Origin of the sequence: Pseudoalteromonas sp. SR41-4 (assembly GCF_014163985.1) — a bacterium.
Classification (GTDB): domain Bacteria; phylum Pseudomonadota; class Gammaproteobacteria; order Enterobacterales; family Alteromonadaceae; genus Pseudoalteromonas; species Pseudoalteromonas rhizosphaerae.
On record NZ_JACJEI010000023.1, the window covers coordinates 26,465 to 52,278 of the forward strand.

A 25,814-nucleotide genomic window follows, 5' to 3' on the forward strand; every position below is an offset into this window, starting at 1 on the left:
ACAATGAAGCAGTTGCTCATTTTAGTGTTAGTGATATCTATCACTAGCACAGCTATGATTTTTTTACTCAGCGACGATAAGCTTACAAGTGCAACGCCACCACATGTCGATCAACCGATGGCAATCGATAGCATTTTTGAACACGTTATTTTAGCTAGCCAAGAGTCCGGTGAGTTTAGTGCTTCGCAGGCTCTAAAACAGTGCGAAAAGTTAGCTGCATGCGAAATCAATAGTGAGCTATTTAATCGCTACCTCAGCTTTAAAATAGCGCTGGCAGAGCTGCAGCAACAACTCGCTCATTTGCCGCTAAGCGAACAATTAATTGCAATGATCGCTTTTCAACAACGCTACTTCAATGCAGCTGAAATCACTCTTTTATTTAACGATGATAATGAGTGGCAGCACTATACAATTGCCAAGCTTGAAATTAATCAGAACAACCATATTAGTGATGAATTAAAGCAACAATTGTTATCTAATTTAGAGGGCGAGCAACCTGAGCGTATTACCCAGGCACTTAAACCTAGTAACGATCTAAAAGCTTTAAACACTGAGCTAAAAGATGCCCTGCAACAACAAGACTATAATCAACTGGCAGCGGAATTTGGCGATGCTGCGGCAACAAGGTTAATCGCTCTAGTGCAGCAGCGCCAGCAATGGCAAACATTGAGTGAGCAACTCAAACAACAAATTAAACAGTTAAAACAACACTATGAGCCACAACAAGCAGAGCAAAAAATTACCCAGCTACTTGATGAGCATTTAACCACAAATCAAAAGCGACGGTTTTTAGTGTTATATCCATTGCATTAAATGAGTGACCTACTATAGCGTTAAGAAAGTAGCCGAATGGCCACCTTTTAAAAAACTGACTACCCTATTCACAGACATAAAAAAGCGCGGCTTCACTCAATGCAGCCGCGCTTATATGATTTAAAAAGCTCAGTGATTAATGGGCTTGTTGCCAATTATCTCCGCTATCAGCTTCAACCACTAATGGCACATCTAATTTCGCAGCATCAGACATTAACTGGCAAATTTCTGCGGTGTATTGCTCAACACACTCAGTTTTGATTTCAAATACCAATTCATCGTGTACTTGCATCAGTAATTTAACCGTATTCGGTGCTTGTTCATACACCCATTTGTTGACTGTTAGCATGGCTTTTTTGATGATATCAGCAGCGGTGCCTTGCATTGGTGCATTAATCGCAGCACGTTCGGCTCCTTTACGGCGCGCGCCATTACGGGCGTTGATCTCTGGTAAATGTAAGCGACGACCAAAAATAGTTTCAACATAGCCATTTTCGGCAGCTTTCTCACGGGTTGATTCCATGTACTCAAGCACACCAGGGAAACGTTCAAAATACTTATCAATGTAATGTTGCGCTTCATGGCGCGGTACATCAAGTTGACGTGCTAAACCAAATGCTGACATCCCATAAATTAAACCAAAGTTAACCGCTTTAGCTTTACGGCGCATATCCGTGGTTACATCTTCTAACTCAACACCAAACACTTCCGCAGCAGTTGCACTGTGTACATCAAGACCATTGGCAAACGCATTTAACAAGCCTATATCTTGCGATAAGTGCGCCATGATACGTAGTTCGATTTGGCTGTAATCGGCAGCCACTATTTTATAGCCATCTGCAGCAATAAAAGCCTCACGAATACGGCGTCCTTCTTCTGAACGAATAGGAATATTTTGCAGATTAGGATCGCTTGAACTTAATCGGCCAGTTGCCGTTACCGCTTGATGGTAAGAAGTATGCACACGCTTCGTTTGCTCATTCACTATCAGTGGTAATTTATCAGTGTAGGTTGATTTAAGCTTAGATAAACCTCGGTGCTCAATAATAACTTTAGGCAGCGGGTAATCGTGAGCCAACTCTTGTAGTACTTCTTCAGCTGTAGAAGGTGCGCCTTTTGGCGTTTTTTTAATAACTGGCAGTTCAAGTTTTTCAAACAACAATACTTGCAATTGCTTTGGTGAGCTTAAGTTAAATGGTTCACCAGCAATCTCATGCGCTTCTTTTTCCAGCTCAATTAAACGTTCACCCAAACGCTGGCTGTGCGCGGCAAGCATTTTACTATCAATCGCAACACCGGTGCGCTCAATATCTGAAATAACGCTGACAAGCGGCATCTCTATATCTTCAAATACCGATTTAAGCTTTTCATCGGCTGCAAGTTTCGGCCATAATACTTGGTGTAAACGAAGCGTAATATCCGCATCTTCTGCGGCATAAGGTGCCGCTTTATCAAGTTCGATTTGATTAAATGTCAGCTGCTTTTTACCTTTACCAGCAATGTCTTCAAAACTGATATTTTTATGGCCTAAATATTTTAGCGCCAACGAGTCCATATCATGGCGAGTACCAACACTATTAAATACGTAAGATTCAAGCATAGTATCGAATTTAATACCCTTTAGCTCAAAACCGGCATTAGCCAATACACTCTTATCATATTTTAAATTTTGACCAACTTTAGCTTTGTTTTCATCAGCTAAAATTGGCCCGATCTTCGCCATCACCGTCTCTAAGCTTAACTGTTCAGGCGCGCCAGGATAATCATGGGCAACCGGTAAATACACGGCTTCGCCAGCTTTAACAGCAAAGCTCATCCCGACAAGTTTAGCTTGCATGTAATCAAGGCTGGTTGTTTCAGTATCAAAGGCAAATAGTTCAGCGGCATTTAATTGCTCGACTAAAGTATCTAATTGCTCTGTTGTCAGGATTGTTTCATAATGAGCATCAGCTACTTGCGGTAATTCATTCGCTTCACTAGGGACAGCCAAGTGAGTGTCTGCATCTTTTGGATTATCTAATAACTCAGCTAACCAGCGACGGAACTCACACTCGCCATACAAGGCAATCAGTTCATCACGATTTGGCTCTTGCAATTTAAAGGTATCTAAGTCTGATTCAACTTCAACATCGCATTTAATGGTAGCCAGTTCATAACTTAGCGGTAAATGATCGACTGCGGCGGCAAGCTTTTCGCCGATCTTACCTTTGATCTCACCGGCATGATCAAGCACACCTTGTAATGATCCGTATTTTTGTAACCACTTAACCGCCGTTTTAGGGCCGCATCCATCGACACCTGGGATATTATCTACTTTATCGCCCATCAAAGCTAAGTAATCGATGATCAGTTCAGGACCAACGCCAAATTTTTCAACCACAGTGTCTGGATCAGAAATACTGTCGGTCATGGTATTGATCAAAGTGACATGCTCATTCACTAACTGAGCCATGTCTTTATCACCGGTTGAGATCAATACATGGCGCTGCTGCTCTGAAGCAATACGGGCGAATGTACCAATCACGTCATCAGCTTCAACACCCTCAATACTAATAAGCGGAAAACCCATCGCCCTAATAATATCGTGCAGTGGCGCTATTTGCGTGCGCAAATCATCGGGCATTGGCGGGCGGTTGGCTTTGTACTCACTGTACATATCATTACGGAAAGTTTTACCTTTAGCATCAAAAACCACCACCATATGGCTTGGATCATACTGTTTGATCAGGCTTTTCATCATGTTAACAACGCCATAAATAGCGCCTGTTGCTTCACCTTTTGAGTTAGTTAAATGCGGTGGTGAATGATATGCACGGAATAAGTAGGAAGAGCCATCGACTAAAATAAGTGGATTTTCAGGGATCTGAGCCATGATGTAATTGGATCCTAAATGAGAGAAAACGAAATATCTGTAAGCATGCCATAAGGGCACGCATAAAACGACTGTGAATTAAGCTTTGTTTAAACCGTTAAATAAGAGTAAGTTGTGGATAACTATGTAGATAACACCCACAAGCTATTCCTCCAAAGTAATTTAAAACTACTTAGAAACAAGTTAAGTGTATGTTTTGTTTTAAAAAGATAATACGAGGTTCTTTTTTTATTATTTTTATCACAATGTGGAAAAACATTTTATTGCTTTGCTTGATTGTGGCTTTTTACAACTAAAAAACGGTTAATTCATTCCTTATAAATAACCGGACGAGCATTCTACCACAATGGATCAAAGATCATAGCGATCCTTTATAATTTTTTCCTATTAGCCAACTTTAAAAAAAGCATATAGCGTGTTTTTGCTCTGCCTCGAGTGGATTGATCGAATAAAAATAATCTTTAACTCATCATTATTGATGATCACAAAATGATCTTAATAAGGCCATAACAGTCAGCAAAAGTCATGCTAAACTGACTTTATGAATAATAAATAAGGGCATAGTATATGAAAAAAATAGCTGTAATTTTAGCAGGTTGTGGAGTTTATGACGGTGCAGAAATCAACGAAGCCGTATTAACGTTATTACATATTGCCAAAGCCGGAGCAAGCTACCAGTGTTTTGCCCCTGATATTGAGCAATTGCACACGATCAATCACCTGAATGGGGAACAAATGACCCCTAACCGGAACGTATTAGTCGAAGCGGCACGCATTGCCCGTGGCGATATCAAAGCGTTAACACTGTTAGATGCTAATGACTTTGATGCTTTGATTGTGCCTGGTGGATTTGGCGCAGCTAAAAACCTGTGTGATTTTGCGATCAATGGTGCGCAAGCACAATTAAACCCTGAAATGCTCCGTGCTGCTAAAGCATTTGCGAATGCCAAAAAACCAGCAGGCTATATGTGCATTGCTCCAGCAATGATCCCATTGATCTACAGTGCTGGCGTAAAAACCACTATTGGTAATGATGTTGATACTGCTAACGCACTACAAAGTTTAGGCGCTCAACACATTGATTGTGCGGTAGATGATATTGTAATTGATGAGCAACATAAACTCGTAAGCACTCCAGCTTATATGTTAGCGCAGTCAATTTTAGATGCTGATGCAGGTATTGAAAAACTAGTCGCTGCGCTTTTGAAAATGAGCTAATTAGGTGCTACAAAAACCGCAAATCAGTCATTCTAAAGTAGGTGCTTTGTTGCGCTGACGCAAAAAATAGTGTTTTTTCATAAGAAAAATACATCGTAGCGTTTTATAAATTGCGGCTTAGCGTTATAATCGTTCTAAATTCCGTCATCTATCGTGATTGATCACGTTCAAATCGAAGTGAGCAAGGCAAAATGAAAAAACTATCAGCAGCATTATTATTGCTAGCAACCACCGCATACGCACAGCCATATGATAACTCTATGACTGAAGATGCGATCAAAAAACGTATCGCGCCTATAGGTGCCGTTTACTTTGAAGGCGATAAAGCAGCAGTTGCTGAAGTGCCAACAGGTCCTCGTACCGGTGAACAAGTTTACCAAGCGGCGTGCTTTGCATGTCATGGTACTGGCGCACTTGGTGCACCAAAATCAGCAGATGACTGGGCTCCACGCTTAGCTAAAGGCGCAGACACTCTATTAAACCATGCAATTAATGGCTTTAACGCAATGCCACCACGCGGTACATGCATGGACTGCTCAGATGATGAAATAAGCGCAGCTATTGATTTCATGAGCAAAAAATAATACTTAATTCTGTACTTTTTTTTATAAAGGGCTGATTTTTTCAGCCTTTTTTATTATAAAAATAAATATTAACCTACCTTTATCACTATTTATTATTATCATTTTCTAATACTATTGTCCGCTTGACGATTCAGCAAAAAAGTGAAAATATAAGACCAATAAATATACAATAATAAAAATCGGTTTAATGTCACTGGAAGATATAACAGCTTTACTACATAAGCTGGAGCATAAAAATAATCGTTTAAAAGCTCTAGTCCAAAAGTATAAGCAATCCCACCACTTACAAAATGCCCTGATCCAATTATCAGAGCAAGCTAGTTCTGTTGCCGAATTAACGCTACTTTACCCTGCGATTCATGATATTTTGCAAGATTATATGCCAAGTAAAAGTTTTTACGTGGTGCTGTTAAATCAATTTAGTAACACCCTTGAACTATCTTACTTTGCTGATGAAAAAGATGGTATATCTGTGCCACTTAATCAAGATAATAATTTTATCCAAGGTGTCACTGGGTATGTGTTTAAGCAAGGTAAAACCACCTACTTCCAAGGTGATGAAATGCAGGCTGCTGCCAACAAGGGGTTATTTAAGTTACTTGGCACACCAGCAGAACATTGGGTAGGCGTCCCGGTATACCGAGAGCAAAGTATTATTGGAGTGCTAGTCGCACAAAGTTACGATAAACAACAAAGCTACTCTGAACAACAAATCGAGCTATTAGAAGTAATGTCGCTCTATTTATCAACAGCTATCGAACGAGTAAAAAAACGCGAACTATTAGAGTCTGAAGTAAAAATAAGAACTCGTGCATTAACACAGAGCAATGAAGCGCTTAACCTCGAAGTAGAACAACATAAAAAAACCCTCGAACGCCAGCATATTTTGTTTAAAATTTCAGAGTTAGCGACGCAAACAAAGCATATCAATGAAGTATATCAACAAGTACATGAAATAATAAAATCAATAACTTACGCTGAAAACTTATACATTGCATTGTATGATCGCGAAACAGGTTGGTTAAACTTTCCGTACTGTGTGGATGAATATAGAGATAATACCCAACCGCGTCCTTTCGCCAAAGGTTATAGCGAATTAGTATTACGTACCGAACAAACTCAGCTTATTGATTGTACTAGAGCACAAAAACTACTCAAGTCAGGCGAAGTCGAGCGACTTGGACAAGTCTCTGACTCAAACTCAGCAACCAGCTGGTTAGGTGCACCATTAAAAACTGCGCAAGGTGTAATTGGCTTAATAACTTGCCAAGCCTACAACCATAAGCATATTTTCAATCAAGACGACTTTGAATTAATTACCTTTGTATCACATCAGATAGCGACTGTATTACAAGCACATTTGGCTGCTCAAGCCTTAAAACAAAGTCATCAACAATTAGAGTTTCGGGTTGCTGAAAAAACCAAAGAGATCCGCCAAACCAATATGCATTTACAAATGCAAATTGAAGAGCGTAAAAAAATAGAGCAACAGCTGTATCATGATGCCCACCACGATCCACTTACTGGCTTGCCTAATCGCAGTTTATTTTTAACCCAATTAGAAAAAACTCTACAGCATTATCAACGTTACCCTGAACAACAGTTTGCTGTGCTGTTTATTGATTTAGACAAGTTTAAGGATATTAACGATCAACTTGGTCACCAAGCTGGTGATCAGTTTTTAATTAGCGTCAGTGAGTCTTTCTCACAATGTATTAGGGAGCACGATTTACTTGCGCGTTTAGGCGGCGATGAGTTTGTTATTTTATTAACTCATTTAACTGATCGTCAACAAGCCGAAGATGTTGCTAAGCGATTAATTGAACTAATGAAAAAACCATTTTGCATGAAAGGTATATGTGTACAAAGTGGTGCCAGTGTCGGTATTACCTATTCGAAAACAAACTACAAGCATACGGATGAAATTATTCGTGATGCTGATGCTGCCATGTATTATGCAAAAAATGCCGGTCGCAGCCGGTTCGAGTTTTACCATCCACTGCTTAGTGCCGGCACCAGCCCGTATGAGTTAGAAACCAGTCATCACTTAGACTCTTTACCAATGCATTTTCGCTGCTCTGAAATTATTACACTTGATGAACAGCATCAGTCAGAGTCGCTACTTGAAGCATTTGGTGAACACCCAGTACTTGGTAGCACTAGTTTTGAAATATTAAAGAAGTTTGCCGCTGATAAAGCACAACAGCTGGAAGTGGAATTACAGTTATTAACTAAAGCGTGTCAACAAATCCAAACGGCACAACTGCAGATGGTGTTATTCCCTTGCTCGGGCTTATTACTGGAAAAAATTGAATTCCAGGCGTTATGCCAAACAATGCAAAACCACAACATAACGAAACAAATTTGTTTATTGTTTAATGAACAAGAGATCCGTTACGCCTCAGCGGTACAAATTAGTAATTTAAAAGTATTGAGTAAACAAGGCTATTCGATTGGCTTAAATGATTTTGCTAAAGATCGCTGCGAACTTAATTTACTATGCGATATTAATTTCGATTATTTATTACTTAGCTCTACCTTTAGTAAACGAGTGTTACAACAACAAAGCTTTGATTTACAACTACAAGGTGTACTAGCAATAACTAAGATAAAACAAATAAAAGTAATCGCGAAAGGCCCTTCAATATTAAATTATAGAGCCTTACTAGACACTCATGGTTTATCACTATTTATTGGTAGGCAGCATGCAATTAGTTCTACAGCAACACTCCCAGCTGACTCTTCGAACGAGCAAATTTTAAATTAACGATATGCGTCGCGGATAACCAGTTTATTATCCGCAGCTCAGATGAACTACTCAGGCTTTTTCAGCATAGCACGTAAATTAGCAACTCTGGCTTGGCCCTTTTCCATTCGTTCGGCTTGCGTATTTGGCGCTTTTTTATTTTCAAATGCTAAATCATCTTGCGGTAGCTCTTGTATAAAGCGGCTCAACTCTGTTTGTGATGTTTCGCCAAATTGACGACGAATTTTCGCATAGGTCATGGTCAGCTCTTGCTGAGCACGAGTGATCCCCACATAAGCTAAGCGACGTTCCTCATCAACGTTTTCTTCATCAATACTTACTTGATGCGGTAATAACCCCTCTTCCATGCCTACCATAAATACGTAAGGATACTCCAAGCCCTTAGAGGCATGCAGCGTTAGTAATTGCACTGCATCGGCTTCATCTTCTTCTTCGTTACGTTCTAACATGTCACGCAACGTTAACTTACTCACCACTTCAGCAAGCGTCAACGGCGGATTATCCGCATCACCTGTGAGCATATCGGTGATCCAACGGTACAACTCAGAAACATTCTTCATGCGCATTTCTGCAGCTTTCGCACTCGGTGATGACTCGTATAAATAAGCTTCGTAATTTATTTGTCTGACTAAATCTTTTACCGCTTCAAGGGTATCACCACGTACCGCATTATCTGACAGCTCAACCACCCAACGTGCAAATCCCGCTAACGAGTTTAAACCGCGACCTTTTAAGCGATAACCTAAGTCATTATCAAAACAGGTGGCAAATAAACTGGCATGTTTTTCATTGGCTAGGGTACCCAACTTTTCCAGCGTAACTGTGCCTATTTCACGGCGCGGAGTATTCACAATACGTAGAAACGCATTGTCGTCATCTTGATTCACCAATAAGCGCAAGTACGCCATTATATCTTTGATCTCAGAGCGTGAGAAAAACGACATTCCGCCACTGATCTTGTAAGGTATTCGGTTACTCATTAACGACTTTTCAAAGCCACGCGCTTGGTGATTACCACGGTATAAAATAGCATAATCTTTATAACTGGTGCGTTTCATAAATTTATGCGAGATGATCTCAGCGACGACCCGCTCTGATTCATGCTCTTCATCACGACAGCCAATCACTTTGATCGGCTCGCCATTTTCTAACTCACTAAACAGTTTTTTATCAAATTCATGAGGGTTATTGGCAATCAAGATATTAGCAGCTTTTAAAATACGCTTCACACTGCGATAGTTTTGCTCAAGCTTAATGAGCCGTAAACCTGGAAAGTCTTTGCTTAATAACACTAAGTTTTGTGGTCGAGCACCGCGCCATGAATAGATTGATTGGTCGTCATCACCTACCACGGTAAAACGCGCACGCTCACCCACAAGCAACTTAACTAATTGATATTGACTGGTATTGGTATCTTGATATTCATCCACCAGCAGGTAACGGAAACGTTGTTGCCAACGCTCACGCGAGGTTGCATTATTGATCAGTAATAAGGTGGGGATCATGATCAAGTCATCAAAATCCAAAGCATTATAGGCGCGTAACTGGGTTTGATAACGCGCATACAATTGCGCAAATAGCGCTTTTTGTGGCTCTCGCGCTTCGCGAATCGCTTGCTCTGGTAAAATAAGCTCGTTCTTCCAGCTGCCTATTTGCATTTTTAATAGATTGAGTAAATCTTTGTCTTTTTTTAGCTCTTCTTCAGTTAAGTCAGCAATTAATTGCCCGGTATCTTGATCATCAAATAATGAAAAGCCAGGTTTAAAACCCAGCGTTGTTAGTTCTTTTTTAATGATCTCAAGGCCTAAGGTATGAAAGGTAGATACCCACAAGCCTTTTGACTCTTTTTTACCTAACGTTTGAAAAACTCGCTCGCGCATCTCTTTCGCCGCTTTATTAGTAAAGGTCACCGCGGCAATATTACGTGCTTGATACTCACATTTTTGTACTAAGTAAGCGATTTTATTAGTAATTACACGAGTTTTTCCTGATCCCGCCCCCGCCAGCACTAGGCATGGACCACTAATATATTTTACCGCTTCATCTTGTTTAGGATTGAGTTTCATATCGACCAAAGAGATTGCATTAAAGACGGGCAATTTTAACGTAATCACTACAATACGCCTAGCCAATAAGGTAACATTAGCCATTATCATTTACGCGACAGTAAGGGACAGACATGATCAACCCAGCAAAACTTGAAGAAATTGCCAAACAGATTTCCAGTAACATGCCGCAAGGCGTTAAAAACCTTGCCGATACGTTTGAAGCGAAAACCAAACAAGCTATTCAAAATAAGCTTGCTGAGATGGACTTTGTCAGCCGTGAAGAATTTGATGTACAAAGCCAAGTACTAATTCGCACCCGCGAGAAGCTCGTTGCATTAGAAGCGAAAGTTGCACTACTTGAGCAACAACTCAGTAGTAATAAGCAAAGCGAGCAACCCGAATAATACCGTTTTAGTTATTACTTCAGGCAGCTTCGGCTGCCTGATTTGTTTTACGCCTTGCATACACGCGAACACCTATATACGATACGTATACGTTTTATATATAGGCACTGTTATGGGTATCGTAAAAATCAGCGATCAACTGCACGAAGAGATCCGCAAAGCCAGTACCACTATGGTACGATCTATAAACTCTCAATCTGAATACTGGATAAAGATAGGCATGCTAGCTGAGCTTAATCCAACCATGACCTACGCCGAAATAATCAAACAGCAACTTGCACAAGCCGATGTAACAGCTGGAGAATCTTTGCATGAGTGAAATAATTATTAAAACTCCCGCACAAATAGAGCTAATGCGTGAGTCTGGTCGCCTACTGGCAAAGGTGTTTGCCTATTTAGATCAACAGGTCAAAATCGGCATCACCACAATGGAGATCAATGATTTAGTAGAGCGCTATATTGTTGATGAACTTGCTGCACGTCCTGCCAGCAAAGGCCAATACGATTATCCTTATGTGTTAAACAGCTCAGTAAATGAAGTAGTCTGCCATGGTTTTCCAGACTCTAAACGCGCATTAAAATCAGGCGATATCGTCAATTTAGATATTACCCTTGAGAAGAATGGCTTTATTGCCGATTCAAGTAAAATGTATATGCTTGGTGAAGTGTCTCCGTTGGCCAAGCGCTTAGTCGAAAAAACTTATCAAGCAATGTGGCAAGGCATCAAGCTCGTAAAACCGGGAGTGAGGTTAGGCGATATAGGCAACGCTATCGCTAATTTTGCCCATACTAATGGCTATAGCGTTGTACGTGAATACTGCGGACATGGTATTGGCGAGCAAATGCACGAAGAGCCGCAAGTTTTACATTATGGTAAACGCAATACCGGCGTTGAACTTAAAGAAGGTATGACCTTTACCATTGAGCCGATGATCAACCAAGGGGCGGCAAAAGTAAAAACTAAGCCGGATGGCTGGACTGTGGTTACTCGTGATAAAAAGCTTTCTGCGCAGTGGGAGCACACCATTGTCGTCACCGCTGACGGCTATGAGGTACTGACTTTACGCGAAGAAGAAATCGCTATTGCGACGATATAAGTCAGGTTAACACCATGGCCATTTTATTAGTAAATGATCCATTGCCCCATTTGAGCTTTCAAAAATTCGCACCCGATCAACGCTTAACTGATTGGGTGCAGTGTTATTGGAAAATAGGTTCAACAACCACACAAGCAGCACAGTTATTTAAAGAAAAGCTCTACCCTGATGCAGGCGCAAGCCTAACAATTAATTTTAGCAATGCGACACCCGTTATTACCTTCGCATTTAATCGTCAAACGCAGGCAACAACTTTCAGCAATCAGGATTATTTAGTCAGTATTCGTTTTGCGCCTACTGGTGCTTATCACTTATTAGGTATAACGCTACACGAGTTAGCTGAAGAAAATTATCTACTCGGTGAAGATTTTACCCCAAGCTGGTATCACAGTTTAATAGCATGTGTTGAACAAATGCAAAGCAGTCCACTAACCAGCCAACTGTATTTACTCGAGCAGTGGTTACTCAGCCAAGCAATTAGCAATCAACTCGTAAAAAGCAATACCATTAAAGTGATCAAGCAGCTTATTCAACTCAATAATTCCACCAGCTATGTAGGCAAACAACTTGGCCTGACACGTCGTACTCTTGAGCGCCGCTTAAAAAAAGAAGCCGGGGTTAGTCCAGCTCAATTACAGCAATTTTACCGACTAAAAGCCGCACGCACGCTTCTAGCTGACAGCCAAACACCGATAACAGATATAGCCTTGCAATGTGGCTATTATGATCATGCTCACTTTTGTCATGCCTTTCATAATTTTACTTTTGAAACACCACTGCAATATCGCAAGCGAAAAACACCGAAAGTATAGAGGGTGTTTTCACCACACAAAAAACACATCGACTTAGCCTTTAAAACTAAGATTACAATTACTGAAGGTAGCCCGTGCCCAGATAGGACGCAGTGCTTAGGTTACGTACTTATTCTACTACGTAACGTTCAAACACTTTAAGCCCAGCACTTTTATAGTTAACATCAACTTCATCGGCACAAGTAACGACTGACTCTAAGTCGTGTAAGTGACCGTTTGCTAGACCATAAACCCAACCATGAATAGTCAACTCTTGGCCACGCTGCCATGCTTCTTGGACGATATTAGTACGGCATACATTGCGTACTTGCTCAATTACATTCAATTCAATCAAGCTATTGAGACGATCTTTTTCTGCGAGTGCATTGATCTTTGAGGTGTATTTTTCTTTTACATCACCGACGTGACGAAGCCAGTTATCAATTAAACCAAACTTAGCATCTTTGAGTACTGCCTGAACACCACCACAGCCATAGTGACCAACAACCATAATATGTTTAACTTTTAACACTTCAACGGCGTACTGCATCACTGATAAGCAGTTATGATCGGTATGCACCACCACATTCGCCACATTACGATGAACAAATAGCTCACCCGGCATTAGATCAACGATTTCATTAGCCGGTACGCGAGAGTCCGAACAACCAATCCACAAGTATTCTGGGTTTTGCTGCATGGATAGAATTTTAAAAAATTCTGGATCATCTTTACACGTTCGTTCAGCCCAGCGTTTATTATTTTCAAATAAGTTTTTTAATTTTCTCATTACATCTCTTTTCTGTCTTTGACGGTAGCTTGGATCAAGATATTACGTGGCGTTAATTGTTTTTCGCAAAACGTCTGCACACTGACTTGATAACCTTGTTGTTGCAAATATAAAGCACGATCGAGCACAAGCCAAACCTCAATTGCTCTTCTAAACACATGACGGACCAGTTCGATACGTTCAGTGACTTTTTTGCGCATTTCGCCTTTTTTTAAAAATGACTCATAATCAATACCTTGTGGTATATCTAGCGCCTTTTTCTCCGCGCCCCATGCACAAAAAGCTTTAAATGAATCTGAAAAAATAGCTTTGTTAACTGAGGGCACACTGACGTAGTTTTGTTCGCTGGTGAGACTTTTGCGTAAAGCATCAAAACCCAATCGCCATTGCACTTCAGTTTTACGAACTTTATCTACCCGAGAAGGCGCTGTCACCGTCTCTTGTAGTGCTAATTTTAAATCACGATGCGTTAACTGCAGTTGGCTACGCTTACCGGCATCGCTCATAGCTTGATAATCATTCGGGGTGAATAAGTGATAGCAACACGGCGATAGACTGATTTTTTGCGTTTGCGCGCTAGCCGCGTTACTCATAAACGTCTGATGTAATGCCCCGCAGGCATGCAGCGCCACTGCATGTTGTGATTGTTGAAAATACCCAGTTACATCATCTTTGAGCACATCGGCTTGACTAAAGTGCATGGCTAACCCTTGTAGCTGAGCACTTTGCTGGCCTTGCTCACATAAATGTTGTTGCAATTCGATGCTGTGCACACTCGGCGCACGGTTAAATGCCAGCATACGTCCTAAATGGCCTTTACCCGCACACCATTCTAATACAGGTAATTGTGATTCTTGGCCAAGCGCACAAACAAAATCTTGCAGCTGCGCAAACTTGCGCCCTTTAATACCATTGCTGATCCAAAACGGATATTCGCTACGCGTAGTGGAGGCTTGAGGTAAGTAACACAATGTAGCTAAGTTATTGACTACGGGAATATACGGGCTAAAAAATTGATACAAGGCATCTTGATTGCTATCGAGATCGGCAACTTGTTGATCGCTCAACAGCGTTAATGGTTGTTCTAATTCAGGCCATGGCAGCTGATCAAAATCGAATGCAGTGCATTGCCAATAATGGCGAGTACTATGTAATAAGTTATCTAGGGCTGTAAACTGCTCAGCAAGGATCATGTGATTTTAGCGATGGTCATTTCATTTATGCATTATACGCTTTTTCTGAACATCAAGCGTAAATAAAGTGGTATAGATAACAAACTAATTATAATTGCCGCAATAAGCATCCACGACATTTTAATTTGTTCAGGTTCAACATACTGGTAAATAAAGCCATCTTGCGCCTGATTAAATTCGTCTTGCTCAATCCCGTATAGGTCAGCAATCAACCGCCATTTCGCTATCGACATAGATCCTAAATTAGTGCCAGGTGGTAAAATATAATCACTCAATACTTCAGCTTCATAGGCAAGCTGAGAAAAACTTTTATTGGGTGAGTATTGGTGTTGAGTTAATGCAATTGTTTCATCCATATGCATCATTGCATAGCGCCAGCCCTTTAAGCTGGCCTGATAAAATGCTTCAACTGTTTGCGGATGTTGTTCGAGCATATTCTCTGTGGTGTAAAGAATATCGCTATACACATTAATTCCATACTTCTGCGGGCAAATAAGTCTATAGTCAATGCCTTGCTCACGCATAATATACGGCTCATTAGTCACGTACACTTGCATCGCATCAATACTCCCAGCTAACCAATCCGCACTGCTGTTACCACTTTCATAAGAAGGTAAATTATTCGTTTGGATACCACTGCGTTCGAGCATTACCAATAATTCGGCATTTTCTTTGCGGCTGATACTGCTAAGACGCTTATTGACAAAATCCCGAGGATGAAAAATATCGGAGCTTTTTTTTACCATCCAACAATAAGGAGAAAATTGTAAAATAGCAGCCATTGCCACCAAGGGTTTACCTGCGATCCGTTGCTGTAAAATACCTGAGTGCCCGACCCCGAAGTGAGCTTGGCCCGCCAACACTTTAGTGAAGGTATCTGGGTTATCAGGATCTGCCGGTAAAATAGTGACGTTTAGCCCTGCCGCTTTGTAAAAGCCTTGTTGCTGAGCCATATAGTAACCAGAAAATTGAAATTGATGCGTCCACTTTAGTTGTAAAGTCACATCCGCTGACGCAAAACTTTGCCCGCTGAGTATAAGCAAAGTGGCATAAAGCTTAAGTTTCAGTCCTTTAAATGACAAATCGTGATCTAATAAGTTAGCTAATATTGCTATAACTATAGATAAGATATTCAATTAACCCAAGACTTTAAGTTTGCAAATAGACAAAAAAACACCTCAATTGAGGTGCTTGCTTATACTAAAACCACTTCAAGATTCAGAATTCGTATCTTGAAGTGGTTTGGGTATATATCTTTAATTATTAACCGCTTTCACCCTATCGATGGGACGTTGAGTAGTTAAAAATTGGGTAAAACACGGATTCAGTGTTTCATCTTGCACACTGTAACCTAAGCGATTTAAATGCTCGTTGAATACCTCATACTGACTAGGCTCAATCGCAAACCCTGCTAATACATTACCCATCGAACCACCATGATTCCGATAATGAAACAAAGTAATATTCCAATTGCTGCCTAAAGTATCTAAAAAGCGCGCCAGTGCGCCTGGATATTCAGGAAATTCAAAGCGTAATAACCGCTCATGCATCTGCTCAGGTGCTTTACCACCAACCATATAACGAACATGTAATTTAGCCAGTTCGTTATCTGATAAATCACAAAATTGATAGCCATTGGTGGTTAAATCAGCTGTGAGCTCATCTAACTCTTGCTGACCTTGGCGCAGTGCAACACCAACAAATATTTGCGCTTCACCAGGGCCTGCGTAACGGTAGTTAAATTCAGTAATTGCGCGACCACCTAATGAGGCGCAAAACTGTTTAAAGCTGCCTTTTTCTTCATTGATGGTTACTGCTAACAACGCTTCGTTTTTCTCTCCCAGCGCAGTACGCTCAGCCACATAACGTAAGCGGTCAAAGTTTAAGTTTGCGCCAGATAACACAGCTGCTAAATGCAGCCCTTTTTGGCCTGTTTGCTGACACCATTTTTTCAGCCCAGCCGTTGCCAGCGCACCTGATGGCTCAGCAATCGCACGGGTTGAAACAAAAATATCTTGCATCGCCGCACATATTTCATCACCGGTTACAGTGACTACTTCATCACAAAACTTTTGCGCCAAACGAAAGGTTTCGGTACCAATAATTTTTACCGCAACACCATCGGCAAAACTGCCAACCCGTTCAAGCTCGACGGGTTTGCCTGCTGCAAGTGCCGCTTGTAAACAGGCACTTTCATCAGCTTCTACACCGATTACTTTTATATCTGGGCGCAATGACTTTATATACACGGCCATACCAGCAAGTAAGCCACCACCACCAACTGGAATAAATACCGCATCAAGTTGATTAAGCTGCTGCATTAATTCACGTGCAACCGTGCCTTGCCCTACAATTACATCAGGATCATCAAATGGAGGAACAAATATGCCGTCGCGCTGCTCAGTAAGTTCTAGTGCATAAGCTTTGGCAGCATCAAAATGATGGCCATGTAAAACCACTTCGCCACCAAGCGCACGTACCGCATTGACTTTGATTTCAGGGGTCGTCACTGGCATTACAATCGTTGCTTGATGCCCTAAGTGTGACGCACTGAGCGCCACCCCTTGAGCATGATTTCCAGCTGAGGCAGTGATCACCACTGAACCGGCTGGCAGTTTAGCCAGTTTGTTGTATGCACCACGCAGTTTAAACGAATAAACTGGCTGCTGATCTTCGCGCTTTAGCCATACTTGATTACCAAGACGAGCACTGAGTTCAGCCATTTCGCTAACCTCAGTAACTTTTGCCAGTGGTTCCATATTGGCTTGGATAATAGCGCGAAAATAATCGAGCTCTTGAGAAACCATAATTAACTAAGCTCCTCCAGTTTGGCTAAATCACGCACCGCGCCTTTATCAGCACTGGTTGCAAGTAGCGCATACGCTTTTAGCGCAGATGATACATAACGTTCACGATCGAGTGGTTTGTACGCTTGTTTACCACGAGCAAGTTGCTTTTGCTTACGCGCTTCAAGTTCTTCATCTGTTAACGCTAACGTGATTTCGCGGGTAGCGATATCGATAATAATTTTATCGCCGTTTTCAACGTAAGCAATGGCACCGCCACTGGCCGCTTCTGGTGAAACGTGGCCAATTGATAAACCTGACGTACCGCCCGAGAAGCGACCATCGGTTATAAGTGCGCACTGCTCAGCCAAACCTTTTGATTTTAAGTAACTGGTTGGATAAAGCATTTCCTGCATGCCAGGTCCGCCTTTCGGTCCTTCGTAGCGAATAACGACTACGTCACCGGCTTTTACTTCGTCATTTAAAATGCCTTCAACTGAATCGTCTTGTGATTCATACACCACGGCGGTGCCTTCAAAGTGTAGCATTTCATCAACCACACCCGCGCTTTTCACAATACAACCATCAACAGCTAAATTACCCGATAGTACGGCTAAGCCACCATCTTGACGAAACGCATGTTCAACGCTACGGATACAACCATGTTCACGGTCATTATCGCCTTCATCCCAACGACATTCTTGGCTCATTGCTTTGGTGGTGCGAATACCTGCAGGTCCCGCTCGATAAAACTTTTGTGCGGCTTCGTTGTTTGGATCAGTGGCATCCCATTTTTTAACTAGCTCTGCCATAGTCATACCAGCAACATGGTTTACCGACAGATCCACTAAGCCCGCTTTGCCAAGCTCGCGAATTATTGCCATCATGCCACCTGCACGATGCACATCTTCAATATGGTATTGCGCGGTTGCAGGCGCGACTTTACATAAGAAAGGTGTTTTACGAGATAACGCATCAATGTGCGACATATCAAAATCAACACCGGCTTCTTGCGCGGCGGCAAGTAAATGCAATACGGTATTTGACGAGCCACCCATAGCAATATCAACCACCATGGCATTCATAAACGCGGTTTTATTAGCGATAGCACGCGGCAAGACTTCTTTATTATCTTTTTGGTAATACTCACGGCATAAATCAACAATTCGTGCACCGGCTTCAACATACAGTTGTTTACGATCTTTATGAGTCGCAAGTGTAGTGCCGTTACCAGGTAGTGCGAGGCCAATTGCTTCTAATAAACAGTTCATTGAGTTGGCGGTAAACATGCCCGAACACGAGCCACAGGTAGGACATGCTGAGCGCTCTACTTGCTCTGAGTCAGCATCACTTACTGATTCATCAGCACCTTTTACCATGGCATCAACTAAATCTAGTTTGATATCAATATTGGCAAGCTTAGTTTTACCGGCTTCCATTGGGCCACCAGACACAAAGATTACTGGAATATCTAAACGAAGTGCCGCCAGCATCATTCCTGGGGTGATTTTGTCGCAGTTAGAAATACAGATCATTGCATCGGCGCAGTGACCATTTACCATGTATTCAACTGAGTCAGCAATTAAGTCGCGCGATGGTAATGAATACAACATACCGCCGTGGCCCATGGCAATACCATCATCAATGGCGATAGTATTAAATTCTTTTGGCACACCACCCGCTTGAGTAATGGTTTCTGCCATAAGCTCACTGAGTTGGTTAAGGTGCACATGACCCGGTACAAATTGCGTGAATGAGTTTACAACCGCAATAATCGGTTTGCCAAAATCGCTATCTGTCATTCCTGTTGCACGCCATAATGCACGAGCACCTGCGCGCTTTCGACCTTCAGTTGTTGTTGCACTTCTTAATTTAGCCATAGTTACCTCAGTGTTTGCAGTTACTTATAATATGTAACTGACATCCTCATTCTTAAATTTTTATTGCTAAGGGGAAAAGACCCAATAGCCCTGTTGATTTAGTTTTTACAGCAAACTACATTGCTTGCTGTTGTAAATTTTCTAGTGTTACTTGCTTAACGTCCACCAGCTTATTGAGCTGCGTGGTTAATAAGTGAATTGGCTTATCACTGTCGACCGTCATAGCCACATGGTAATGACCATCATCCATATTCAATTGAAAATGGGTTAAATCAAAACCACGATGACGAACTACACGCAAAAAGCGCTCAACGGCGATACTTTGATTTTTTAAAGCGACTGTTAAACTGTGTTTCATTTTCCACTCTCCGTCATCATTTCGTCATTCGCGGCACCTGGCGGTACTAGCGGCCAAACATTTTCTTTATCGTCGATACAGGCATGTACTATATAAGGACCTTTACTATTCACTAATGCTGTAATTGCATCATCAACTTGGTTAGCGTGGGTGATCGTTTGCCCAGCGATACCAAATACGGCAGCCAATTGCACAAAATCAGGGTTATCTGATAAATCAGTTTCAGAATAACGCCCTTCAAAAAATAACTCTTGCCATTGACGAACCATACCTAAACGTTGGTTATCTAAAATTAATATTTTTACCGGTAAATTGTTACGACGAATAGTGGCTAACTCTTGAATGTTCATCATGATTGAACCATCACCAGAAACAGTGATCACAAAATCATTTGGTCGAGCTACTTGCGCACCAATGGCCGCAGGTAAACCAAAGCCCATAGTGCCTGCACCACCACTACTTAAGTGGTTGCTTGGATGACTAAACTTCATATGTTGTGCCACCCACATTTGGTGCTGGCCTACATCACAACACACAACGCCTGTACTTGGCATCCGCTGGCTTAGTTGGCTTAATAAATACGGGGCATATACTTTTTCGCCCGGATAGTCATAGCGCCATGCATGTTCAATCATCATCTCTTTGGCATGATCACGCCATGCTTGTTCAGTTACAAAGCACTCTAATTGCGGCAATGAGGTTTTTAAATCAGCAACTAATGATGCTTTAACTGGTTTACGCTTACCAATTTCAGCAGCATCTATATCTAAATGGATCACTTTTGCTTTAGCCGCAAACTTGCCTAAATTGCCTGTTACACGGTCATCAAAGCGCGCACCGATGCATACTAGAACATCACACTCTTGTACCGCTAAATTTGCAGCTTGGCCGCCATGCATACCTAACATACCTAAGTTATATTCGTAATCAGGTAATACACTGCCTAATGCTTTTAGCGTTGAAACCGCAGGCATTTGGGTTTTTTCTAAAAATTGCATTAGCTGCACTTGCGCATCAGCCGCCTGTACACCGCCGCCAACATAGGCAACAGGCCGTTTGGCTTCGCTTAATAGTTGGTTAGCAATAGCCACTTGCTTTAAATCTAACATCGGTAAGTAATCATCAGCCGCAAGCCAAGGATGAAAAGGCACTTGCGCCATTTGAATATCTTTTGGTATGTCTACTAACACAGGGCCTGGACGACCTGATTGCGCTAAATGCATGGCTTCTTGCAGTATTTCGGCTAAATCTTCAGGACGTTCAACCATATAACTGTGCTTAGTGCAGGATAATGACATACCTAATACATCAATCTCTTGAAACGCATCAGAGCCAATGGCAGCAGTTGGTACTTGGCCTGTGATCGCAAGTAATGGTACTGAGTCCATCATCGCATCAGCAAGCGCGGTGATTAAGTTAGTAGCCCCAGGGCCTGAAGTCGCAAAACACACCCCAAGTTTACCCGTGCTACGAGCAAAACCAACAGCAGCAAAACCTGCACCTTGCTCATGACGAGTGAGATAATGTTTAACCGGCGCACCATACAGCGCATCGTAAATTGGCATGATTGCCCCACCAGGGTAACCAAATACTTCTTTTACGCCGTGTTTGGCTAATAAATCAATTGTTAACTCTGCGCCTGTCATTAAATAATCCTCATTCCTCAGTGACATATCTATACTTAACTATTGCTAAACCCTGAAACTAAAAAGCCCCCCGACTGGTTAAGTGCGGGGGGCTTTTATAATGCTTTACGTATTTTTAAAGCACTAAGTAGCCCCCGCGGTAATAATAATCACCACGACGTTAATAAGGACTAGGTTTAGTGCGTTTGTAAGCATGTAATAAATACCAAAATTTGTTAATTTACGAAGGAATTGCAACTCCCCCGCTGTCTTTTTATATTAGTACCGCGATGGGAGTGCTAAGTCAACCTTAAAATCAATCTAAAAAAACACTCACCAATCAATTTTAAAGGCATAAAAATCCAATATGTAAGCCTAAATAGATTAATTTTCCTAATATATGAAGCTATTGATATTTCATACCTCGTTATAACCAATTACTGGTTTGATTAATTTTTGACGAAATCACAATAAATCATTCTTTTTTAAATCACCTCATTCAGGAAATGACTAGTTAGCCTTAAGTGTTTCTTAAGTCTTGGACTCTACTATGCAGGTATTAAATTATTATTATTGAGTTCTCAATTTATGTTGGTAAGCCAATTTCTCAGCACAGGTTTTAAAAAGCGCTTCTACATTACCTGTAGCGCCAATACTTTTATCATCGCATTAGCATGTTATTACTGCTTAATAATCAATATTCCTTTTATGCATGGTGCATTTAACGCAATCACCACATTGCCCTCTTTTTCGTGGTTATTTTTACTCTCAGTGCCGTTACTGTTGCTGTGCTTATTAATTATTTTCTTTTCAATATTATCTAGCCGCTGGCTACTCAAACCAATTAATTACATATTATTGTTAAGCTCGTGCGCCGCTCTTTACGGCACTTTAAATTATGGAGTGGTATTTGACTATTCGATGATTCAAAACACTTTCGAAACTGACGGTCATGAAGCGGCAAGCTATCTTAACTTGCAATTTATCATGTTCTTTTGTTTATTTGCCTTACTACCGCTATTGATTTTAATTAAAACTAAGGTTCGTTTTCGTCTGGTTACCAATGAATTGGTGAGCCGGAGTAAACTGCTGCTGGGCTGCTTTGCCTTAATCGCCGTAATTGTATTGAGTTTTTATGCCGACTACGCCGCTACCGGACGTAACAATCAATTATTAAAGAAAGAGTTAATTCCATTCCAATATTTAAGCAGTGGCTATAAATATATTCGCGATCAATGGCTGGTCTCTGACGAACCATTTCAAATTTTAGACCCAGCGCCAGTACTAAGTGCATCACAACACACGCAAGTAACCGTTATCGTGGTAGGTGAAACAGCACGTGCTGAAAACTTTGCTTACCAAGGCTATACACGCGATACCAACCGTTTCACTCGACCTTTCAAAGTAACGTACCTGAACAATGTAGCGTCCTGTGGAACCGCAACAGCGGTATCGGTCCCTTGTATGTTCTCACAACAAAACCAAGCTGAGTTCTCACGTAACGAAGCTGATAACCAGCAAAACATTTTCGACATTGCCCAAAGCGCTGGCGCTGATGTGTTGTGGATTGATAATAACAGTGGCTGTAAAAATGTCTGTAATCGCGTCACCAACATTACCATCAAGGTAGATAACTCTGCACTTTGTGAACAACAGCATTGCTATGACGAAGCGTTACTAGCACCACTTAAACGTAAACTAGCTAATTTAAGCCAAGCCAATACGGTCATTGTATTGCATATGATGGGCTCTCACGGACCCACTTACTTCCAACGCTACCCAGATCAATTTAAGCAATTCACACCAACCTGCGACCGCAGTGATATACAAAACTGTAGCACTGAGCAGTTAGTTAATACTTACGACAACACCATAGCGTATAGCGACTACGTAAATTCATTAATGTTAACCGAACTGAATAACTTACCTGACAATATTGATAAAACCTTTGTATATATTTCAGATCACGGTGAGTCGCTCGGCGAAAACGGCGCCTACTTACATGGCTTTCCGTATAGCTTTGCTCCTAGTGGCCAAACCCATGTCCCTATGTATATGTGGGCTGCCAAAGGTAATCAACGTATTACAGAAAGTTGCTTAAAGAGTGTTGATCAACAACAAGCAGCTTCTCACGACAATATATTCCATACATTAATAAGTCTAATAGGCATCAAAAGTAAAACCTATGAACTACCTTTAGATTTAGTAAGTAACTGTAAAACAATTAATAAAAAAGTGAAAAACAATAATGAATAATTCGAAAACGGTAATCAAACGCCAAGGACTACTACGCCTTTTATTTACCTTACGCCATACTTTTAATGGCTTAAAATGGATGACGCGATTTGAAGCTGCATTTCAGCAAGAACTCGCGCTATTTTTATTACTTGGAGTGTTTGCGTGGCTGGCGAATATTCCCACCAGCGATAAACTTATTTTAATTGCCAGCTTGCTGTTTGTACTATTCGCCGAGTTAGTCAATACCGCGATTGAAGTGGTGGTTGATCGTATTGGTACAGAACATCATGAACTCTCTGGGCTGGCTAAAGATATTGCCTCTGCCAGTGTATTTATAGCAATGATGATTAGCACACTGGTTTGGTGGGCTATTTTATGGGCATAACTGATAAATTTAGTGTTGCGCAACTACAAAATAAACTCGGTCCATATTGGGTATTGCTAACATTTTTTAGCTTATCGCTAACTATGTTAACCCTGGCTCGTTTTAGCTTAAGTGTATGGCAAGGTGAGCGAGTATTTAGCTCTCATGCTTGGCTAAATATTTTTATTGGCGGCTTGCGCGTTGATACGGCTACCTTAAGCTATATTTTAATGCCGGCATTGTTGTTGATTATTATCAGCACATTAATCTCTAAACAGCACCTTATCCGTGGCATTATTAAATACTATTTACTGCTAATGACCGCGTTGCTGATCTTCTTTGAAGTGATCACTGCGACCTTTATTAATGAATATGATTTGCGTCCAAACCGCTTATTTATTGAATACTTAATATACCCAAAAGAAGTCTCTCGAATGATTTTTGCAGGGTATAAAATAGAAGTATTCGCCACTTTACTATTCTTGATCGTCGGAGTAAAACTGGCTACAAAAGTTTTTACCAGCCAATGGCGTAGCCACTGTCAGTTGCCAATCATAAAACACTCCTTATTGGTGATTAGCCTACTGTGCTTAACCGTTCTAGGTGCACGTAACTCACTAGGTCATCGACCGTTAAACCCTGCAATGGTGGCATTTTCAACCGATCATTTACTTAATGATCTTAGCCTTAACTCATTGTATAGCGTGGCCTTTGCAATTAAACAACTCGGTAACGAAAAATCAAGCCAAGACTTTTATGGTGCAATACCAGAAGAGGAATTATTAGCCTTAGTGCGCGCGAGTATGCAAAATGAACAAGCTGTTTTTAACGATGCCAGCGCTCCAACCAAAACCTTTCATCAAGCGGCGTATCAAGGGAAACCCAAAAATCTAGTCATCATTTTACAAGAAAGTTTAGGTGCTCGCTATGTAGGTACTTTAGGCGGTTTACCTTTAACTCCTAATATAGATAAGCTCTATCAGCAAGGTTGGGGGTTTGATAATTTATACGCCACAGGCACACGCTCAGTACGTGGTATAGAAGCGGTTATCACTGGCTTTACCCCGACGCCTTCTCGCGCAGTAGTAAAGCTTGATAAATCGCAACGTGATTTTTTTACCATTGCTGACTTTTTAAGTAAACAAAATTACCACACCCAATTTATTTACGGTGGTGAAAGTCACTTTGATAATATGCAAAGCTTCTTTTTGGGTAATGGCTTTCAACACATTGTAGATAGTAATGACTTTGCCAATATTGATTTTAATGGCTCATGGGGCGCCTCTGATGAAGATCTCTTTAACCAAGCAGATATTGAACTGACTAAGTTACAACAACAAGGTAAACCTTTTTTTAGCTTGGTATTTTCCAGCTCTAATCACAGCCCTTATGAGTTTCCAGATAATAAAATCACCTTATACGATAAGCAAAAACAAACTCGCAATAATGCGGCAAAATATGCCGATTATGCATTAGGCACCTTTATCGAAAAAGCAAAGCAATCAAGTTACTGGGACGATACCGTCTTTATAGTGATTGCCGATCATGATTCGCGCGTATCGGGCGCAAGTTTAGTGCCGATTGAGCACTTTCGTATTCCTGCGGTTATTTTTGGCAAGGGTATCAATGCCAAGCGTGACCATCAGCTTGCCAGCCAACTTGATATTCCGACAACATTATTATCCTTAATTGGAGCCAGTGGTGAACATCCGATGATAGGTCGCGATCTTGCGCAGCCAATCGCTGATAACAAACAACGCGCAATGATGCAATACGATAAAAACTTTGCCTACATAACCGGTAATAGTGGTCAAGGTAATAAGGTCGTAATTTTACAACCACAAAAACCAGCAACCACTTATATATACACACAAGATAAATTAGTGCCCACCAGCAACGACCCACAATTGGTGAAAAAAGCACTGGCACATGCCAATTTAGGTAACTTAGCCTATCAAAATGGTTGGTATCATTAGCGCACTGATG

The 25,814-nt window shown here is 41.2% G+C and carries 20 protein-coding genes; 11 read left to right on the top strand and 9 right to left on the bottom strand.

All coding sequences use genetic code 11. The features are described from left to right. Window positions 1–3: 3 nt before the first annotated feature. Window positions 4–813, top strand: coding sequence for a lipase secretion chaperone (locus H5180_RS16600; RefSeq protein WP_182758650.1), 810 nt, complete (start codon window positions 4–6; stop codon window positions 811–813). Between the two features lie 136 nt (window positions 814–949). On the opposite strand, the gene polA is transcribed toward H5180_RS16600, so the two are convergent. Further along, window positions 950–3,685, bottom strand: a complete 2,736-nt coding sequence (polA, locus tag H5180_RS16605) for a DNA polymerase I (RefSeq protein WP_182758651.1) — start codon at window positions 3,683–3,685, stop codon at window positions 950–952. A gap of 567 nt (window positions 3,686–4,252) precedes the next feature. On the opposite strand from polA, the gene elbB reads away from it, so the two are divergent. The 3 genes from elbB (at window position 4,253) to H5180_RS16620 (ending at window position 8,254) form a co-directional block, all read left to right on the top strand. After that, window positions 4,253–4,903 carry an isoprenoid biosynthesis glyoxalase ElbB gene (gene elbB, locus H5180_RS16610; RefSeq protein WP_182735055.1) on the top strand — a complete coding sequence of 217 codons (651 nt, stop codon included), beginning with the start codon at window positions 4,253–4,255 and terminating at the stop codon, window positions 4,901–4,903. A gap of 191 nt (window positions 4,904–5,094) precedes the next feature. After that, window positions 5,095–5,487 carry a cytochrome c5 family protein gene (locus tag H5180_RS16615; protein WP_145238413.1) on the top strand — a complete coding sequence of 131 codons (393 nt, stop codon included), beginning with the start codon at window positions 5,095–5,097 and terminating at the stop codon, window positions 5,485–5,487. 193 nt (window positions 5,488–5,680) lie between these two features. Next, window positions 5,681–8,254, top strand: a complete 2,574-nt coding sequence (locus tag H5180_RS16620) for a diguanylate cyclase domain-containing protein (protein ID WP_392352781.1) — start codon at window positions 5,681–5,683, stop codon at window positions 8,252–8,254. Between the two features lie 47 nt (window positions 8,255–8,301). On the opposite strand, the gene rep is transcribed toward H5180_RS16620, so the two are convergent. Then, window positions 8,302–10,320, bottom strand: a complete 2,019-nt coding sequence (gene rep, locus H5180_RS16625; protein ID WP_145238754.1) for a DNA helicase Rep — start codon at window positions 10,318–10,320, stop codon at window positions 8,302–8,304. Window positions 10,321–10,433: 113 nt separating this feature from the next. Here rep and H5180_RS16630 point away from each other — a divergent pair, with 113 nt between their 5' ends. The 4 genes from H5180_RS16630 to H5180_RS16645 all read left to right on the top strand — a co-directional run bounded on the left by H5180_RS16630 (window position 10,434) and on the right by H5180_RS16645 (window position 12,615). Then, a complete protein-coding gene (locus tag H5180_RS16630) occupies window positions 10,434–10,706 on the top strand; it encodes a ubiquinone biosynthesis accessory factor UbiK (protein WP_145238407.1) in 273 nt (90 codons plus the stop codon). Window positions 10,707–10,818: 112 nt separating this feature from the next. After that, entirely contained in the window at window positions 10,819–11,025 is a 207-nt protein-coding gene (locus tag H5180_RS16635) for a ParD-like family protein (protein ID WP_149982600.1), read from the top strand. Next, window positions 11,018–11,803 carry a type I methionyl aminopeptidase gene (gene map / locus H5180_RS16640; protein WP_182758652.1) on the top strand — a complete coding sequence of 262 codons (786 nt, stop codon included), beginning with the start codon at window positions 11,018–11,020 and terminating at the stop codon, window positions 11,801–11,803. The genes H5180_RS16635 and map overlap by 8 nt, the downstream gene beginning before the upstream one ends. Window positions 11,804–11,817: 14 nt before the next feature. Continuing rightward, window positions 11,818–12,615 carry a helix-turn-helix domain-containing protein gene (locus H5180_RS16645; RefSeq protein ID WP_182758653.1) on the top strand — a complete coding sequence of 266 codons (798 nt, stop codon included), beginning with the start codon at window positions 11,818–11,820 and terminating at the stop codon, window positions 12,613–12,615. A 109-nt stretch (window positions 12,616–12,724) separates the two neighbouring features. Here the strand turns inward: H5180_RS16645 and can are convergent, their stop codons facing one another. The 7 genes from can to ilvG form a co-directional block, all read right to left on the bottom strand. Beyond that, window positions 12,725–13,384 carry a carbonate dehydratase gene (gene can / locus H5180_RS16650; RefSeq protein ID WP_145238393.1) on the bottom strand — a complete coding sequence of 220 codons (660 nt, stop codon included), beginning with the start codon at window positions 13,382–13,384 and terminating at the stop codon, window positions 12,725–12,727. After that, the gene (locus tag H5180_RS16655) at window positions 13,384–14,577 is read right to left on the bottom strand and encodes a methyltransferase (protein WP_182758654.1); all 1,194 of its coding nucleotides are present in this window, start codon (window positions 14,575–14,577) and stop codon (window positions 13,384–13,386) included. The genes can and H5180_RS16655 overlap by 1 nt, the downstream gene beginning before the upstream one ends. 32 nt (window positions 14,578–14,609) lie before the next feature. Beyond that, window positions 14,610–15,644, bottom strand: a complete 1,035-nt coding sequence (locus H5180_RS16660; RefSeq protein ID WP_404936348.1) for an ABC transporter substrate-binding protein — start codon at window positions 15,642–15,644, stop codon at window positions 14,610–14,612. A 189-nt stretch (window positions 15,645–15,833) separates the two neighbouring features. Further along, complete coding sequence (ilvA, locus tag H5180_RS16665) at window positions 15,834–17,384, bottom strand: threonine ammonia-lyase, biosynthetic (RefSeq protein ID WP_182717671.1); 1,551 nt, start codon at window positions 17,382–17,384, stop codon at window positions 15,834–15,836. A 2-nt stretch (window positions 17,385–17,386) separates the two neighbouring features. Next, window positions 17,387–19,243 (bottom strand): dihydroxy-acid dehydratase, encoded by a 1,857-nt coding sequence (gene ilvD / locus H5180_RS16670; RefSeq protein WP_145238380.1) that lies wholly within the window; start codon window positions 19,241–19,243, stop codon window positions 17,387–17,389. A 115-nt stretch (window positions 19,244–19,358) separates the two neighbouring features. Continuing rightward, complete coding sequence (gene ilvM / locus H5180_RS16675) at window positions 19,359–19,601, bottom strand: acetolactate synthase 2 small subunit (RefSeq protein WP_145238377.1); 243 nt, start codon at window positions 19,599–19,601, stop codon at window positions 19,359–19,361. Then, window positions 19,598–21,247 carry an acetolactate synthase 2 catalytic subunit gene (ilvG, locus tag H5180_RS16680; protein WP_182740395.1) on the bottom strand — a complete coding sequence of 550 codons (1,650 nt, stop codon included), beginning with the start codon at window positions 21,245–21,247 and terminating at the stop codon, window positions 19,598–19,600. The genes ilvM and ilvG overlap by 4 nt, the downstream gene beginning before the upstream one ends. 567 nt (window positions 21,248–21,814) lie before the next feature. Here ilvG and H5180_RS16685 point away from each other — a divergent pair. From H5180_RS16685 to H5180_RS16695, 3 genes are read left to right on the top strand one after another with little or no spacing between them, the layout of a single operon-like run. Beyond that, window positions 21,815–23,482 carry a phosphoethanolamine transferase gene (locus H5180_RS16685; protein ID WP_182758655.1) on the top strand — a complete coding sequence of 556 codons (1,668 nt, stop codon included), beginning with the start codon at window positions 21,815–21,817 and terminating at the stop codon, window positions 23,480–23,482. Further along, window positions 23,475–23,849: a diacylglycerol kinase gene (locus tag H5180_RS16690; RefSeq protein WP_182758656.1), complete on the top strand. Its 375-nt coding sequence runs from the start codon at window positions 23,475–23,477 to the stop codon at window positions 23,847–23,849. The genes H5180_RS16685 and H5180_RS16690 overlap by 8 nt, the downstream gene beginning before the upstream one ends. Continuing rightward, window positions 23,840–25,804, top strand: a complete 1,965-nt coding sequence (locus tag H5180_RS16695) for an LTA synthase family protein (protein WP_182758657.1) — start codon at window positions 23,840–23,842, stop codon at window positions 25,802–25,804. Before H5180_RS16690 ends, H5180_RS16695 begins: the two co-directional genes overlap by 10 nt. Window positions 25,805–25,814 lie beyond the last annotated feature (10 nt).

Coding starts and splice junctions, on each gene's coding strand:
- H5180_RS16600 (WP_182758650.1), top strand. CDS start 4: ATGAAGCAGTTGCTCATTTTAGTGTTAGTGATATCTATCACTAGCACA.
- H5180_RS16645 (WP_182758653.1), top strand. CDS start 11,818: ATGGCCATTTTATTAGTAAATGATCCATTGCCCCATTTGAGCTTTCAA.
- H5180_RS16685 (WP_182758655.1), top strand. CDS start 21,815: ATGTTGGTAAGCCAATTTCTCAGCACAGGTTTTAAAAAGCGCTTCTAC.
- H5180_RS16630 (WP_145238407.1), top strand. CDS start 10,434: ATGATCAACCCAGCAAAACTTGAAGAAATTGCCAAACAGATTTCCAGT.
- ilvD (WP_145238380.1), bottom strand. CDS start 19,243: ATGGCTAAATTAAGAAGTGCAACAACAACTGAAGGTCGAAAGCGCGCA.
- polA (WP_182758651.1), bottom strand. CDS start 3,685: ATGGCTCAGATCCCTGAAAATCCACTTATTTTAGTCGATGGCTCTTCC.
- H5180_RS16690 (WP_182758656.1), top strand. CDS start 23,475: ATGAATAATTCGAAAACGGTAATCAAACGCCAAGGACTACTACGCCTT.
- ilvM (WP_145238377.1), bottom strand. CDS start 19,601: ATGAAACACAGTTTAACAGTCGCTTTAAAAAATCAAAGTATCGCCGTT.
- rep (WP_145238754.1), bottom strand. CDS start 10,320: ATGAAACTCAATCCTAAACAAGATGAAGCGGTAAAATATATTAGTGGT.
- map (WP_182758652.1), top strand. CDS start 11,018: ATGAGTGAAATAATTATTAAAACTCCCGCACAAATAGAGCTAATGCGT.
- ilvG (WP_182740395.1), bottom strand. CDS start 21,247: ATGACAGGCGCAGAGTTAACAATTGATTTATTAGCCAAACACGGCGTA.
- H5180_RS16695 (WP_182758657.1), top strand. CDS start 23,840: ATGGGCATAACTGATAAATTTAGTGTTGCGCAACTACAAAATAAACTC.
- can (WP_145238393.1), bottom strand. CDS start 13,384: ATGAGAAAATTAAAAAACTTATTTGAAAATAATAAACGCTGGGCTGAA.
- H5180_RS16655 (WP_182758654.1), bottom strand. CDS start 14,577: ATGATCCTTGCTGAGCAGTTTACAGCCCTAGATAACTTATTACATAGT.
- elbB (WP_182735055.1), top strand. CDS start 4,253: ATGAAAAAAATAGCTGTAATTTTAGCAGGTTGTGGAGTTTATGACGGT.
- H5180_RS16615 (WP_145238413.1), top strand. CDS start 5,095: ATGAAAAAACTATCAGCAGCATTATTATTGCTAGCAACCACCGCATAC.
- ilvA (WP_182717671.1), bottom strand. CDS start 17,384: ATGGTTTCTCAAGAGCTCGATTATTTTCGCGCTATTATCCAAGCCAAT.
- H5180_RS16635 (WP_149982600.1), top strand. CDS start 10,819: ATGGGTATCGTAAAAATCAGCGATCAACTGCACGAAGAGATCCGCAAA.